Raw genomic sequence first — 13,739 nt, 5'->3', positions numbered from 1 at the left:
TGTCATTCATTTCCCTGACTTCGATGATCGGGCTCGCCCTTGGCGTGGTCGTGATGATCGTCGTGCTGTCGGTGATGAATGGCTTCGATCATGAGATGCGCACCCGCGTGCTGGGCATGGTGCCCCACGCGACCATTGAATCCACTGAGCCGATCAACGACTGGCAAAGCCTGGCCACCAAGGTCAAGCAGAACCCGCAGGTGACGGCGGTTGCGCCGTTTACTCAGATGCAGGGCCTGCTGACCAATAACGGCCAGGTCTCCAAGGTGTTGCTCAATGCCATTGACCCTGCGCTCGAGCGCAAAGTGTCGATCATCGACAACTTCATGAAGCAGGGCAAACTCGACGATTTGACGCCGGGCAGCTTCGGCATCGTCATCGGCGACAAGGCCGCGACCAAGCTGGGCGTCGGCATCGGTGACAAGGTCACCTTCGTCGCGCCAGAGGTCAGCGTGACCCCGGCCGGGATGTTCCCGCGCATGAAGCGCTTCACCGTGGTCGGCATTTTCCATGTCGGCGCCGGTGAGCTCGACGGCTACCTGGGCGTCACCAACCTGCAGGATCTGGCGAAGATGCACCGCTGGAAGCCTGATCAGGTGCAGGGCATCCGCCTGAAGTTCGACGATCTGTTCCAGGCGCCGCGTGTGGCATGGCACATCGCCCAGCAACTTGTGGAAGACCATTATTACGCTCGCGACTGGACGCGCACCCACGGCAATCTGTATCAGGCGATCCGCATGGAAAAAGCCATGATCGGCCTGCTGTTGCTGCTGATCGTCGCTGTTGCCGCGTTCAACATCATTTCCACATTGGTGATGGTGGTGAATGACAAGAAGGGCGACATCGCCATTCTGCGCACCTTGGGCGCAACGCCGGGCACGATCATGCGCACGTTCATGGTGCAAGGCACGGTGATCGGTGTAGTCGGCACGGCGATTGGCGCGGTGGTCGGGATTTTCGCGGCGCTCAATGTCAGCGCGGCGATCTCGGCACTGGAAGGGCTGATCGGCCACAAATTCCTTAATGCTGACGTGTATTTCATTGATTATCTTCCGTCGCAGGTGCAGAGCCAGGACGTGGTCATGGTCTGCGCGGCGGCGTTGGTTCTGAGTTTCCTCGCCACCCTGTATCCCGCCTGGCGTGCCGCGCGCACCCAGCCGGCGGAGGCGCTACGTTATGAGTGAGTCGGGCATGAGTGAACAAGCAATCTTGAGCTGCCGCAACCTGGGCAAATCCTACGAGGAAGGCCCGGAGTCGGTAGAAGTGCTGGCCGGTCTGCAACTGGAGTTGCACCCGGGCGAGCGTGTGGCGATTGTCGGCACCTCGGGTTCGGGCAAAAGTACTTTGCTCAACCTGCTCGGTGGACTGGATACGCCGACCAAGGGCAGCGTCTGGCTCGACGGCGAAGAATTGTCGGCACTGAGCGAGAAGAAGCGCGGCCTGCTGCGTAACCGCGCGCTCGGTTTCGTTTACCAGTTCCACCATTTGCTGCCGGAATTCACCGCGCTGGAAAACGTGTGCATGCCGCTGCTGATCGGCAAGACGCCGATCCCGGAAGCGCGTCAGCGTGCGACCGCTTTGCTGGAGCGCGTCGGCCTCGGCCATCGCCTTGAGCACAAACCCTCCGAACTGTCCGGTGGTGAGCGTCAGCGTGTGGCCATCGCTCGCGCCCTGGTGAACAAGCCAGGCCTGGTGATGCTCGACGAGCCGACCGGCAACCTCGACTCCCACACCGCGCAGGGCATTCAGGATTTGATGCTGGAACTCAGCACCTCGATGCGCACCGCGTTTTTGGTGGTGACTCACGACATGAACCTGGCCCGTCAGATGGATCGCGTACTGCACCTGCAAGAAGGTCGCCTCACGCCTATCTGATTGGCTGAAACCCGACACCTGCAAAGGCGTCGGGTCTTTTATTTTTATACGGTGCCCCAGCGAATGTTCAGACCGTTATCGATCTTTATCGGCACGCGCTATACCCGCGCCAAGCGCCGCAATCGCTTTGTTTCGTTCATTTCGATGACCTCGATGATCGGCCTCGCCCTCGGCGTGCTTGCAATGATCGTGGTGTTGTCGGTGATGAACGGCTTCCAGCGCGAAATGAGCTCGCGCATCCTCGGCATGGTGCCGCACGCTACCATCGTTGGCGTGAAGCCGATTGATGACTGGCAGCCAGTGGCCGCCGCCGCGATGAAAAATCCCGAAGTGACTGCCGCTGTGCCGTTCACCGAAATGGAAGGCATGCTCTCCTATAAAGGCATGATGCAGCCGATCCAGATCAGCGGCGTCGATCCTGCGCAGGAAGGCAAGGTCTCGATCGTTGCCCAGCACATTGTGCAGGGCCGTCTCGATGCGTTGAAACCGGGCGAGTTCGGCGTGGTGATCGGTGAAATCACTGCGCGACGTTTCCGTCTCAACGTCGGCGACAAAATTACCCTGATCGTCCCGGAAGTCAGCACCGCGCCGGGTGGCATCACCCCGCGCATGCAACGGCTGAACGTGGTCGGCGTGTTCAAGGTTGGCGCTGAACTGGACGGCTCGATGGGCCTGATCCATGTCGCCGATGCCGCGACCATGCAGCACTGGGAACCGAATCAGGTACAGAGCGTGCGTCTGGCAGTCAAAGACCTGTACGCGGCGCCGAAAGTCTCCGCAGACATCGCCGCCAGTCTGGGCGCCGAGTTCAAGGCTGATGACTGGACGCACACTCAGGGCAGCTTGTTCAGTGCGATGAAGATGGAAAAAACCATGATCGGCCTGTTGCTGCTGATGATCGTCGCGGTGGCGGCGTTCAACATCATCGCGACGCTGATCATGGTGGTGAACGACAAGGGCGCGGACATCGCGATCCTGCGTACCATCGGCGCGACGCCCCGGCAGATCATGGCGATTTTCATGGTGCAGGGCACGGTGATCGGGATTGTCGGTACGATCATTGGCGGCGTGTTGGGCGTGATTGCGGCGTTGAATGTCAGTCAGATCGTCGGCTGGATCGAGCGAGTCAGTGGGCAGCATATCTTTAGCTCTGACGTGTACTTCGTCAGCAATTTGCCGTCGGAATTGCAGGGCGGGGATGTGTTGTTGATCTGCTCGGCGGGGTTCATCTTGAGCTTCCTGGCGACGGTGTATCCGGCGTGGCGAGCGGCGAAGATCGAACCGGCTCATGCCCTGAGATATTCGTAAGCGATCCCAAGCTCGTTCCCACGCTCTGCGTGGGAACGCCTCAACGGACGCTCCGCGTTCGGCTCTGGAAGGGACGCGGAGCGTCCCGGGCGGCATTCCCACGCAGAGCGTGGGAACGATCAGCTTCGAGGCAACTCAATCACAAACCGCGTCCATCCCGCCTCTGATTCGCAACGAATCTGCCCCCCGTGGGCCCGGATGATCGACTGCGTAATCGCCAGACCCAACCCCGCATGCTCACTGCTGCCTTCCTGCCGCGCCGGATCGGCCCGATAAAACCGGTCAAACAGCAGTGGCAACAACTCCGCAGAAATCCCATCCCCAGTGTTTTCAACCGAAACCCGTACAGCCCCCGGTAATTCAGCGATCCGCAAACTCACTGAGCCCGCCGCCGGGGTAAACCGCAGCGCGTTATCCAGCAAATTCGACAAGGCCCGCCGCAACATATTGCGATCACCCTCAATCCGCGCATTACCCTCACGGCTCAGCGTGACGCCGGCGTCCTCCGCCAGCGGCGCAAAAAACTCCAGCAACACATCGGTCTCATCCGCCAATTCCAGCGGCTCACGCTTGGGCATCAGCAAACCGTGGTCAGCCTTGGCCAGGTACAACATGTCGTTGACCAGTTGCGCCATCCATTGCAGTTCTTCGAGGTTGCTGTGCAGCGCTTCGCGGTAGTCCTCGATCGGCCGAGGGCGGGTGAGGGTGACTTGGGTGTGAGTCAGCAGGTTCGACAGCGGCGTGCGCAGTTCATGGGCAATATCAGCCGAGAACGCCGAGAGTCGCTGAAACGAATCGTCGAGACGGCCGAGCATGGCGTTGAAACTGTGGGCCATTTCCGCAAGCTCTGGCGGCATTTGCGCTTCCGGCAGTCGGGCATTCAGCGATTGTGCAGAAATCCCACGCGCCACCGCGCTCATGCGCCGCAATGGATGCAATCCGCTACGAGCTGCCCACGCGCCGAGCAACGCCGTGGCCAGTGCCGAGAGGCCGACGGTGAGCCAGATCAAATGCTGCATGCGTTGCAGGAAGTGTTGGTGATGGGTGATGTCGAGCAACAGGCTCAAGTGCGGCGAATCGGACTTTTCCGGGTAGAGCGGGGCATTGAGCACGCGGTAATCGGTGCCGTCAGTGCTGATCGTCGACAGCCCGATTTGCGGCGGCAAATCCTTGGGGATCTGCGTCGAGCTGTCGTACCAGCGTTGGCCGTCAGCACCGGTGATGCGCAGCGACAAATCGGCCTGACGGCTGAGCTCATCCGCCAGTCGCGCTTCGCGCTGAGCCGGCTGAACGTCCTGCAGCGCGCGGCGCAGGCCAATCAGTTTGCCATCCAGTTGTTGCTGGTCGAGCTCAATGAAATGCGCCTCGCTGGCGCGGTTGAACAGCACCCCGGCGAACAGCGAGACCACCGCGGTGCAAGCGGCGAATAACAATGCCAGGCGCGAACTCAGGGACAAACGGCGCATCAGACGCTGCGCTCTTCAAGCACGTAACCCATGCCGCGCACGGTGTGGATCAGTTTGTTGGGGAACTCGTCGTCGATTTTCAGACGCAAACGGCGGATCGCCACTTCGATGACATTGGTGTCGCTGTCGAAATTCATGTCCCAGACCTGCGAGGCGATCAGCGATTTCGGCAACACTTCACCTTGGCGACGCAGAAGCATTTCCAGCAGGGCGAACTCTTTGGCGGTCAGGTCGATGCGCTGGCCGCTGCGTTCTACACGGCGGCGGATCAGATCCAGACGCAAGTCGGCGAGTTGCAGACTGGTTTCCTGTGGCGTGGCACTGCCACGACGCAACAGACTGCGCACCCGCGCCAGCAACTCGGAGAAGGCGAACGGTTTGACCAGATAATCGTCAGCACCGAGTTCGAGGCCGTGAACCCTGTCCTCCACCGCGTCTTTAGCCGTGAGAAAAAGTACCGGTGTGTCCAGTCCGGCACTGCGCACCGCTTGCAGAATCTGCCAGCCACTGCGACCGGGCAGCATCACGTCGAGGATCAACAGCGCATAATCACCGCTCAATGCCAATTGCTGACCGCTGTTGCCGTCGGCCACCAGTTCGGTATTAAACCCGGCCTCGGTCAGGCCCTGTCGCAGGTATTGGCCGGTTTTCGCTTGGTCTTCGACGATCAACAGTTTCATGGGCGACTCGGGTTATTCGGGGATGATTCAGTGAAGGCTTTATACCGTGAGAGCACGCGTGAGGCGCCAACCTGACAAAGTTGTAATCTGCCTGTCAGGTTGATGCCAGTGCAGGGCGGCTAAAGTTTCCCACAGGCTGAACCTTATCTTGTTGGAGAACGACCATGTTTTTACGCCAATCCCTGGCCTTGTGTTTGTTGGCGTTGAGCTCGCCGGTATGGGCGGCCCCCGCGCACACCTACGACTTCGGCCAGCCAGCGCCCGCCGCCAAAGCCACGCGCAGCGTTGAAGTGGTGCTGAACGACATGTCGTTCGACCCCAAGGCGATTCAGGTCAAGGCCGGTGAGACCGTGCGTTTTGTGCTGGTGAATAAGGGCCAGTTGCTGCACGAATTCAACCTCGGTGACGCAGCGATGCATGCCAGACACCAGCAGGAAATGTTGCAGATGCAGCAAAGCGGCATGCTTACGCCTACCGGCATGAAGGAAATGTCCCACGACATGGCGGGTATGGATCACGCCGCGATGGGCCATGGCATGAAGCATGACGACCCGAACAGCGTGCTGGTTGAGCCGGGTAAAACGGCGGAACTGACCTGGACGTTCAGCAAAGCCACGAGCCTGGAATTTGCCTGCAATATTCCGGGGCATTATCAGGCGGGGATGGTGGGTAAGTTGACTGTCAGTCAGTAACCACTCAAAGCCGCGCGCAAAGGCTGGTAGAATCCGCTGATTCTTCAGTCAGGTTTCCGCCATGCATCCCGCAGCCGAACATTCGCCGCTGGGCAAGTCCAGCGAATACATCGCCACTTACACGCCGTCCTTGTTGTTCCCGATTCCGCGCACTGCGAAGTGGGCGGAGCTGGGGCTGACCGCCGAGACCCTGCCTTATAAAGGTGTGGATTTCTGGAACTGCTTTGAGCTGTCGTGGTTGCTGCCGTCGGGCAAACCGGTGGTGGCGATTGCAGAGTTCAGCATTCCGGCGGATTCGCCGAATATCATCGAGTCGAAGTCGTTCAAGCTGTACTTGAACTCGTTGAATCAGACGCCGTTTGCTGACGTCGCCACGCTGGAAGTGACGCTGGTCAAGGATCTCTCGGCCGCTGCCGGGAAACCGGTGGGCGTGCGGGTGCGCAGTTTGAAAGACGTTGAAGCCGAAGGCGTTGTGGCGTTGCCGGGCGTGTGCATCGATGATCTGGATATCAGTGTCAGCAACTATGAGCATCCGCGTCCGGAGCTGCTGCGTTGCGATGAGTCGCGGATCCTCGAGGAGACTGTTTACAGTCATCTGCTTAAATCGAACTGCCCGGTGACCAGTCAGCCGGACTGGGGCACGGTGGTCGTGGAATATCGCGGCTCGGCGCTGGATCACGCCAGTTTGCTGGAGTACATCGTGAGTTTCCGTCAGCACTCGGACTTTCATGAGCAGTGTGTGGAGCGGATCTTTCTTGATCTGCAGCGACTGTTGAAGCCGGAGAAGCTGACGGTGTTTGCGCGGTATGTGCGTCGCGGTGGTCTGGACATCAACCCGTACCGCAGCACCGAAAGCGTACAACTGCCGAACGACCGACTCGTGCGACAGTAAGATCAAAAGATCGCAGCCTTCGGCAGCTCCTACCTTTGGAATGCACTCCCCATGTAGGAGCTGCCGAAGGCTGCGATCTTTTAAATGTCAGAAATGAAAAAGCCCTGCCGGTGATGGCAGGGCTTTTTTTGTGCGGCCGGAAATCCTAGATCCCCATGCTACCCAGCGCATTGACGATATTGCGCAGGGTGCCGGCGATGGCCGGGTGCTCGACTTCGAAGCGCTCGACCGCCAGGTTCACGCCATCGGCGATGCTGGCGTCCTGAGTAGCGTTCTCCAATTGGATTTCAGACTCGATTTGCGCCATCAACACGCGCAGATCTTCACGTTCGGCTTCCGACAGTGGCGGATTCTGCTCCAGTTGCTCGCGCAGGGTTTCGAGCTGTTTTTGCAGTTCTTGGGCCGGCATTGGTGTTTTCCTTTTATCGAGAGGCACTGGCATTGACCGCAGCCGCGCGCCAAAGGTCTGTGGCTGACCTTTAGATTAATCCACTCTCGTTCAAACTGCATGATCCCGATCAGGGCTTTTCGCCTTTGAGGCGGCGCAGGCTGATGTCGGCGAGGCAGGTGTCGAGCTCGCCCAAGTGATCTATCACTGAATGCACGCCAAGCCCGAACAATTGCACCGTTGCTTTGCCCCGCAGTTGTTCGCGTTCTTTTTGCGTCAGCGCTTGCCATTCACTCGGCGCCAGACCGCACAGTGAACCGCAGGAGGCGAGGCCGATCGTCCACAATCCGGCATTCAGCCCGGCTTGCAGCAAACGAGGTTCGCCGCTGACCAGCACGCAGCCATCGAGCCGATCGACGTTGAGTCCCATCAATGCTTGCCAGCAAGCATTCGGCGCGGGCCATGGATTGTTTGTTGCTGAATGTTGCGAAGGTTTGATCCACTCCGGTAAAGCGGCCGACAGCGGTTTTGCCAGGGCAGGGGGGAGTTCATCGATCCATGCGCAGGGGATTTTTCGGCGTTGCAAGCTGAGCAGGCTATCGAGTGCGCCGGGAGTTGTTTCAGCGTGCTCCGGATGGCTGCTGCCGAGTTGCTGCGCACGTGCGCCGAAATCCACCAGACAGCCACTGAGCCCGAACAGCACGGCGGTCAGGCTGGGTGTGGCGAGCGGTAAGGTTTCGGCCTGTGACATGGAAGCGTCCCTGAAATAGCGTCAAGGCTAGGGCGCCACAATGACAGTTGGATGACAGGGTTTGCGGAAGGGAATGAAGGAAACTTCCTACATACAGTCTCATGCCAGACTGCCCAAAATGCCGATTGCGCTTATACTAGCGTTCTTACGCGTGGCCTCAGCTGCCCGTGCCAGAATCAAATCCAAGGAGTTTTCTATGCGCTGGAGCAATCCTCTCGCTCAGCTTTGTGTATGCGCCAGTGTCATGCTGGTTCCGTTCGCCGCCAACGCTGCGACGGAAGAAGACCCTTGGGAAAGCGTTAACCGTCCGATCTTCCAGTTCAACGATTTCGTTGATACCTACGCGCTGAAGCCGCTGGCCCAGGGTTATCAGTTCGTGACGCCGCAGTTCGTTGAAGACGGCATCCACAACATGTTCCAGAACGTTGGCGACGTCACCAACCTGGCGAACAACATTCTGCAAGCCAAACCGGCTGCCGCTGGCGTTGATACGGCGCGTCTGATCTTCAACACCACTTTCGGTCTGCTCGGTTTCTTCGATGTCGGCACGAAAATGGGCCTGCACCGCAGCGACGAAGATTTCGGCCAGACCCTCGGTTACTGGGGCGTGAGCAGCGGCCCGTACGTGATGCTGCCGTTGATGGGCCCGAGCACCCTGCGTGACGCGCCGTCCAAGTACGTCGACAGCTTCACCGGCATGTATCGCTACATCGACGACGTGCCGGCGCGTAACTCGATCTTCGGTCTGAACATCGTCGACACCCGCGCCAGCCTGCTGTCGAGCGAGAAGCTGATCAGCGGCGACAAGTACACCTTTATCCGCAACGCTTACCTGCAGAACCGCGAGTTCAAAGTTAAAGACGGTCAGGTTGAAGACGATTTTTAAGCTCGACCTGTAGAAACAACAAGGCGACCCTCGGGTCGCCTTTTTTGTGTGCGCTTATTTCATCTTCAGAATGGTCAGGCCGAGCTTCTGAGCGCCGCCGTCCTGGGCGCTGACCCAGACCACTTCGGTCTCGGCCTCAAGGCCAGTGAGCGCTGCATGGTCGGAGTCGATCCGCACGCTCAAACGGTCGCCGACCGCGAATTGTCTGGGTGCTTCGACCTGCATGCCACTGCTCGAGAGGTCGATGCACACCCCTGAAACCTCATCACCCTCATGAATCAACACGACATCGACATCGACTCGCATGCGGATGAAATCGCGCTTTTCGCTGTAGTCCCGACCGGTTTGACTCATGCCTTCGTCCTTCCATTGGGTTACGGTTTGAGCTGTTCTTATAACTCTCAGTGATTTGACAAGTAAAGTCGTCAAGCGACCATCGGCGCATGCTTGAAACGCTCTGCGGATGGGAGTACCGTCTGCGCCTTAGAAGGGCACCTCTGAAGTAACCGCGTTTCGGCCAATGCTCGAAAGCGGTGCGACAGAGAGGCTAGAAAGCGAATCCAGTAGTCCGCGCAGGGTTGTTACCTTGCCCACTACGCCAACCTAATTCTGGCGCCGTTTGCCCACATGCCAAAAACCAGTGCCACGCTGCTGATAATCGATGATGACGAAGTAGTGCGCGCGAGCCTCGCGGCCTATTTGGAAGACAGTGGTTTCAGCGTCCTGCAGGCCAGCAACGGCCAACAGGGTCTCAAGGTATTCGAGCAAGAACAGCCCGATTTGGTTATCTGCGATCTGCGTATGCCGCAGATGGGCGGACTCGAATTCATTCGCCAGGTCACCGAGCGTTCGCCGCAAACGCCGATGATTGTGGTGTCGGGTGCCGGCGTGATGAACGACGCGGTCGAGGCCTTGCGCCTGGGCGCGGCGGATTACCTGATCAAGCCTCTCGAAGATCTGGCTGTGCTCGAGCACTCTGTGCGCCGGGCCCTGGATCGTTCGCGTTTGCTGCTGGAAAACCAGCGCTACCGCGAGAAGCTGGAAAAGGCCAATCGTGAGCTCGCCGCCAGCCTGAACCTGCTCCAGGAAGACCAGAACGCCGGTCGCCAGGTGCAGATGAACATGTTGCCGGAAAGTCCGTGGAGCATCGACGAGTTCAAGTTTGCCCACCAGATCATCCCGTCGTTGTACCTGTCGGGTGATTTTGTCGACTATTTCCGTGTCGACGAGCGCCGGGTTGCGTTTTACCTGGCGGATGTTTCCGGGCATGGCGCCTCTTCAGCCTTCGTCACGGTGCTGTTGAAGTTCATGACCACGCGCTTGCTGTTCGAATCCAAGCGCAACGGCACATTGCCGGAATTCAAGCCTTCAGAAGTCCTTGGTCATATCAACCGGGGGCTGATCAGTTGTAAGCTGGGCAAACACGTCACAATGGTCGGTGGAGTCATCGACGAGGAGACCGGTTTGTTGACCTATAGCATCGGCGGTCATCTGCCTTTGCCAGTGTTGTACACGCCTGACAGTGTTCGTTATCTCGAAGGGCGCGGTTTGCCGGTGGGCCTATTTAATGAAGCCACCTATGAAGACCACGTGCTTGAGCTGCCGCCGACGTTCAGCCTGACGCTGATGTCCGATGGCATTCTGGATTTGTTGCCAGAACCCACGCTCAAAGAAAAAGAAGCTGCTTTGCCCCAACGGGTGAAGTCGGCGGGCGGCAGCCTGGATGGTCTGCGGCAAGTGTTTGAATTGGCCACGCTAGGGGAGATGCCGGATGATATCGCCCTGTTGGTGTTGAGCAGGAATCTTTAATGAGTACCGGTAGAATCCAGTTCGCCGAGCAGGACGGCACCTTCGTCCTGAAATTCGTCGGTGAAGTTCGCCTGACCCTGTGTTCGGCGTTGGATGCGACTATTGAGAAAATCTTCACCGCGCTGAATTTCAACGCGATCGTGATCGATTTGACCGAAACCCGCAGCATCGACAGCACCACGCTTGGTTTGCTGGCCAAACTGTCGATCCTGTCGCGGCAAAAGGTCGGCCTGCTGCCGACTGTCGTGACCACCCACGATGACATCACCCGTCTGTTGCAATCGATGGGGTTTGAGCAGGTGTTCAACATCGTCAACCACCCGGTGCCATGCCCGGAGTGCCTGGACGACCTGCCGGATCAGGATCAGTCGGAAGAAGTGGTACGGATCAAGGTGCTGGAAGCGCACAAAATCCTAATGGGCCTGAACGACTCCAATCGTGAAGCGTTTCATGACCTGGTGAATGCCCTCGAGCGGCATTGATAGTTTGAGCTGAGGGTAGGGCGGCTGGCCCTATCGCGAGCAGGCTCACTCCTACAGGGTTCTTCATTAACCACATAATCGCGATCACTCCACAGATCCCCTGTAGGAGTGAGCCTGCTCGCGATAGCTTCCGCAAGAACACCGAATATTTCCCAGACATAAAAAAGGGCGAACCCTCACAGGTTCGCCCTTTTTGCATTTCAAACAATCAAATCACAGCTTGGCCTGCAACAGCGCCTCAAGCTTCTCCTGGTCGCGAGCAAACTGACGGATGCCTTCAGCCAGTTTCTCGGTGGCCATCGCGTCTTCGTTGGACAACCAGCGGAATTGCGCTTCGTTCAGGCTCTGACGGGCTTCACCGGCGTGACCTGGGGCCAGTTTGCGTTCCAGCTTGCCGTTATCCGCTGCCAGTTTGTCGATCAGATCCGGGCTGATGGTCAGGCGGTCGCAACCGGCCAGTTGCTCGATCTGATTGAGGTTACGGAAGCTCGCGCCCATGACCACCGTTTTGTAGTCATTGGCTTTGTAGTAGTTGTAGATGCGCGTGACCGACTGTACGCCCGGATCATCGGCGCCGGTGTAGTCATTGCCGTTGGCCTTTTTGTACCAGTCGTAGATGCGGCCCACGAACGGCGAAATCAGGAACACGCCGGCGTCGGCGCAAGCTGCGGCCTGGGCGAAGGAGAACAGCAGGGTCAGGTTGGTCTGAATGCCTTCTTTTTCCAGCACTTCAGCAGCGCGGATGCCTTCCCAGGTCGAAGCGATCTTGATCAGTACGCGGTCGCGGCCAATGCCGGCCTTGTCGTACAGCTCGATCAGGCGGTGCGCGCGCTTGAGCACGGCGTCTTTGTCGAACGACAGGCGTGCATCCACTTCGGTGGAGATGCGGCCCGGGATCACTTTAAGAATTTCCTGACCTACCGCGACGCCAAAACGGTCGCTGGCCAGGCCAACATCGCCCTTACAGTCGCTGACGCAAGCGTTCAGCAGCTCGGCGTAGCCGGAAATGGCCGCGGCTTTGAGCAGCAGGGAAGGGTTGGTGGTGGCGTCGACCGGTTTGACTCGGGCGATCGCTTCGAAGTCGCCAGTGTCGGCCACTACGGTGGTGAATTGTTTGAGTTGTTCCAGCTTGGAAGTCATGGGCGTGCTCTATCCTATGGGTCTGATGACATTACCCGAGCGCTGACGGTCACTCAAGGGCGTGGACGTGTATCGATGGCCCCTGCGGCAACAACCTGAAAACGATTGTTTGAAAGGTGGGGCGGGCTATCGATGAATACGATGCCAAAACAGCGCACAGGTTCAAAGCAACCGACCTGCGTACAGATCGGTTGCGCACGGACTACTCAGCGTTCAACAAAGATTCAACCGACAATCGCGCTGGTTTCGGCTGACCGTCAGAGGTCAACAGGCCGAAGTTCTTCTCGCGATCGTTACTGCCGGAATCACTGTTCTTCCATTCATAGATAGACGTCAGCGGGATCTGCAGTTTTTTAACATCGCCAATAAAGGCGTTGATCTTGCTCGCCTGACCGTCGGCGCCACCATTAGAGCTGAGCGCTGAGACACCCCACTCACTGATTACCCCCGGCAAATGGAAGTTCTGCTGAATGAATGCCTGCGCGCTGCTGATCTGCGCAGCAGTCATGCCATACGGGTGATATGACACCGCGCTCAGGCATTTCGGGTATTCGCTGACGATGCGGTTCAGCGCCACGGTGGACGCGGAACCGGCGGTCGGCGGCCGTGCGAAGCCATATCCCACCAGTGGCGTCGCCGGCGGCTTGCCTTGCAACGTCTTGCACACCGAACTCATGAACGGCACGAACGTCGTGTCGAAATTGCCCGTCGGCCAGTAGGTCGGCAGATCCGGTTCGTTCCACAGCTCAATCGCCACAAGTTGCGCGCTGTAGGACATTTCCAGGCTTGTCACGGCATTGGCGAACGCTTCGCCCGCCGTCGCCAGTTCGCTGCCTGACGAGGCAGGCAACGGCTTGATCGCGCGCACCGTCAACAGCACCGGCAACCCCGCCGATTGCGCTGCCGCGAAGGCAGCGCTGACCTGCTGTTGATAGGCCTTGGCGCTCAGGCTGTCGCTCCACACACCGAAGCGCACAAAACTGAACCCGGCGGCTTTGATCTGCGCGGCATCGGCGGCGGTGAAGTTCTGGATCTTCACCTGCACGCCGATGGTTTTGGCGGGGAGGTTAGGGAACAGCTCACTGGCGTGAACCTGACTGGTGGCACCGAGCAGCGCCAACGTCAGCGCGCCAAGTTGTTTCAGAGGTGTCGATTTCATGTCTGCTCTCCCGAAGAGAAGTGACAACTACGAAGAATGATCTCTTTTCTCAGTTTTCGAGTGAGGTGATGGCACTTAGTGCGCGAATGTTATTTTTTGTCGGAAAACAATCAGCCGAAAATCACAGTTATTTTTAGTCCGCTAATAGTGGTTGGGCGCCTTTAAAACGCTGTGGTACTTAATGCTCCAGTACTAACAGGGCGATTCTATT

15 protein-coding genes are annotated in these 13,739 nt (G+C 58.5%); 8 read left to right on the top strand and 7 right to left on the bottom strand.

The window, feature by feature from the left end:
• From ACIP66_RS07080 to ACIP66_RS07070, 3 genes are all read left to right on the top strand, one after another.
• Positions 1-1,184 (top strand): lipoprotein-releasing ABC transporter permease subunit (locus ACIP66_RS07080; RefSeq protein WP_400646591.1); only part of this gene is annotated, 1,184 nt, incomplete at its 5' end.
• Positions 1,177-1,875: a lipoprotein-releasing ABC transporter ATP-binding protein LolD gene (gene lolD, locus ACIP66_RS07075; protein ID WP_008087731.1), complete on the top strand. Its 699-nt coding sequence runs from the start codon at positions 1,177-1,179 to the stop codon at positions 1,873-1,875. The genes ACIP66_RS07080 and lolD, both read left to right, overlap by 8 nt.
• 63 nt (positions 1,876-1,938) lie before the next feature.
• The gene (locus ACIP66_RS07070) at positions 1,939-3,183 is read left to right on the top strand and encodes a lipoprotein-releasing ABC transporter permease subunit (RefSeq protein ID WP_053122062.1); all 1,245 of its coding nucleotides are present in this window, start codon (positions 1,939-1,941) and stop codon (positions 3,181-3,183) included.
• A 119-nt stretch (positions 3,184-3,302) separates the two neighbouring features.
• On the opposite strand, the gene ACIP66_RS07065 is transcribed toward ACIP66_RS07070, so the two are convergent.
• Both ACIP66_RS07065 and ACIP66_RS07060 read right to left on the bottom strand, forming a co-directional pair.
• A complete protein-coding gene (locus tag ACIP66_RS07065) occupies positions 3,303-4,649 on the bottom strand; it encodes a heavy metal sensor histidine kinase (RefSeq protein WP_400646587.1) in 1,347 nt (448 codons plus the stop codon).
• A complete protein-coding gene (locus ACIP66_RS07060) occupies positions 4,649-5,329 on the bottom strand; it encodes a heavy metal response regulator transcription factor (protein ID WP_159814271.1) in 681 nt (226 codons plus the stop codon). Before ACIP66_RS07060 ends, ACIP66_RS07065 begins: the two co-directional genes overlap by 1 nt.
• A 164-nt stretch (positions 5,330-5,493) precedes the next feature.
• Here ACIP66_RS07060 and ACIP66_RS07055 point away from each other — a divergent pair, with 164 nt between their 5' ends.
• Both ACIP66_RS07055 and queF read left to right on the top strand, forming a co-directional pair.
• On the top strand, positions 5,494-6,021 hold the full coding sequence (locus ACIP66_RS07055; RefSeq protein ID WP_282356721.1) for a cupredoxin family protein: 528 nt from the start codon (positions 5,494-5,496) through the stop codon (positions 6,019-6,021).
• 61 nt (positions 6,022-6,082) lie between these two features.
• Positions 6,083-6,913: an NADPH-dependent 7-cyano-7-deazaguanine reductase QueF gene (gene queF / locus ACIP66_RS07050; RefSeq protein ID WP_400646584.1), complete on the top strand. Its 831-nt coding sequence runs from the start codon at positions 6,083-6,085 to the stop codon at positions 6,911-6,913.
• A 145-nt stretch (positions 6,914-7,058) separates the two neighbouring features.
• On the opposite strand, the gene ACIP66_RS07045 is transcribed toward queF, so the two are convergent.
• Together ACIP66_RS07045 and ACIP66_RS07040 are read right to left on the bottom strand one after the other, a co-directional pair.
• On the bottom strand, positions 7,059-7,322 hold the full coding sequence (locus tag ACIP66_RS07045; RefSeq protein ID WP_053122053.1) for a DUF4404 family protein: 264 nt from the start codon (positions 7,320-7,322) through the stop codon (positions 7,059-7,061).
• 109 nt (positions 7,323-7,431) lie between these two features.
• Positions 7,432-8,052, bottom strand: a complete 621-nt coding sequence (locus ACIP66_RS07040) for an HAD family phosphatase (RefSeq protein ID WP_212551158.1) — start codon at positions 8,050-8,052, stop codon at positions 7,432-7,434.
• A gap of 196 nt (positions 8,053-8,248) precedes the next feature.
• Here ACIP66_RS07040 and ACIP66_RS07035 point away from each other — a divergent pair, with 196 nt between their 5' ends.
• Positions 8,249-8,938 (top strand): VacJ family lipoprotein, encoded by a 690-nt coding sequence (locus ACIP66_RS07035; protein WP_053122049.1) that lies wholly within the window; start codon positions 8,249-8,251, stop codon positions 8,936-8,938.
• Between the two features lie 54 nt (positions 8,939-8,992).
• Here the strand turns inward: ACIP66_RS07035 and ACIP66_RS07030 are convergent, their stop codons facing one another.
• On the bottom strand, positions 8,993-9,292 hold the full coding sequence (locus ACIP66_RS07030; RefSeq protein WP_400646580.1) for a PilZ domain-containing protein: 300 nt from the start codon (positions 9,290-9,292) through the stop codon (positions 8,993-8,995).
• Between the two features lie 273 nt (positions 9,293-9,565).
• Between ACIP66_RS07030 and rssB the strand changes: the two genes are divergently transcribed.
• Positions 9,566-10,747, top strand: coding sequence for a two-component system response regulator RssB (gene rssB, locus ACIP66_RS07025; protein ID WP_053122045.1), 1,182 nt, complete (start codon positions 9,566-9,568; stop codon positions 10,745-10,747).
• The gene (gene rssC / locus ACIP66_RS07020) at positions 10,747-11,229 is read left to right on the top strand and encodes an anti-sigma factor antagonist RssC (RefSeq protein ID WP_042560140.1); all 483 of its coding nucleotides are present in this window, start codon (positions 10,747-10,749) and stop codon (positions 11,227-11,229) included. The genes rssB and rssC overlap by 1 nt, the downstream gene beginning before the upstream one ends.
• A 213-nt stretch (positions 11,230-11,442) precedes the next feature.
• On the opposite strand, the gene tal is transcribed toward rssC, so the two are convergent.
• Positions 11,443-12,369, bottom strand: a complete 927-nt coding sequence (gene tal, locus ACIP66_RS07015; protein WP_053122043.1) for a transaldolase — start codon at positions 12,367-12,369, stop codon at positions 11,443-11,445.
• Between the two features lie 202 nt (positions 12,370-12,571).
• Positions 12,572-13,528 carry a glycosyl hydrolase family 5 gene (locus tag ACIP66_RS07010; RefSeq protein ID WP_400646575.1) on the bottom strand — a complete coding sequence of 319 codons (957 nt, stop codon included), beginning with the start codon at positions 13,526-13,528 and terminating at the stop codon, positions 12,572-12,574.
• Between the last annotated feature and the right edge of the window lie 211 nt (positions 13,529-13,739).

The sequence above is a fragment of the Pseudomonas sp. NPDC088429 genome (genome assembly GCF_044753305.1).
In the GTDB taxonomy this organism is placed as follows: domain Bacteria; phylum Pseudomonadota; class Gammaproteobacteria; order Pseudomonadales; family Pseudomonadaceae; genus Aquipseudomonas; species Aquipseudomonas rustica.
This window is presented reverse-complemented; position numbering and strand designations above follow the sequence as displayed.

Coding starts and splice junctions, on each gene's coding strand:
- ACIP66_RS07030 (WP_400646580.1), bottom strand. CDS start 9,292: ATGAGTCAAACCGGTCGGGACTACAGCGAAAAGCGCGATTTCATCCGC.
- rssB (WP_053122045.1), top strand. CDS start 9,566: ATGCCAAAAACCAGTGCCACGCTGCTGATAATCGATGATGACGAAGTA.
- ACIP66_RS07035 (WP_053122049.1), top strand. CDS start 8,249: ATGCGCTGGAGCAATCCTCTCGCTCAGCTTTGTGTATGCGCCAGTGTC.
- ACIP66_RS07065 (WP_400646587.1), bottom strand. CDS start 4,649: ATGCGCCGTTTGTCCCTGAGTTCGCGCCTGGCATTGTTATTCGCCGCT.
- queF (WP_400646584.1), top strand. CDS start 6,083: ATGCATCCCGCAGCCGAACATTCGCCGCTGGGCAAGTCCAGCGAATAC.
- ACIP66_RS07045 (WP_053122053.1), bottom strand. CDS start 7,322: ATGCCGGCCCAAGAACTGCAAAAACAGCTCGAAACCCTGCGCGAGCAA.
- ACIP66_RS07055 (WP_282356721.1), top strand. CDS start 5,494: ATGTTTTTACGCCAATCCCTGGCCTTGTGTTTGTTGGCGTTGAGCTCG.
- ACIP66_RS07070 (WP_053122062.1), top strand. CDS start 1,939: ATGTTCAGACCGTTATCGATCTTTATCGGCACGCGCTATACCCGCGCC.
- ACIP66_RS07010 (WP_400646575.1), bottom strand. CDS start 13,528: ATGAAATCGACACCTCTGAAACAACTTGGCGCGCTGACGTTGGCGCTG.
- lolD (WP_008087731.1), top strand. CDS start 1,177: ATGAGTGAGTCGGGCATGAGTGAACAAGCAATCTTGAGCTGCCGCAAC.
- tal (WP_053122043.1), bottom strand. CDS start 12,369: ATGACTTCCAAGCTGGAACAACTCAAACAATTCACCACCGTAGTGGCC.
- rssC (WP_042560140.1), top strand. CDS start 10,747: ATGAGTACCGGTAGAATCCAGTTCGCCGAGCAGGACGGCACCTTCGTC.
- ACIP66_RS07040 (WP_212551158.1), bottom strand. CDS start 8,052: ATGTCACAGGCCGAAACCTTACCGCTCGCCACACCCAGCCTGACCGCC.
- ACIP66_RS07060 (WP_159814271.1), bottom strand. CDS start 5,329: ATGAAACTGTTGATCGTCGAAGACCAAGCGAAAACCGGCCAATACCTG.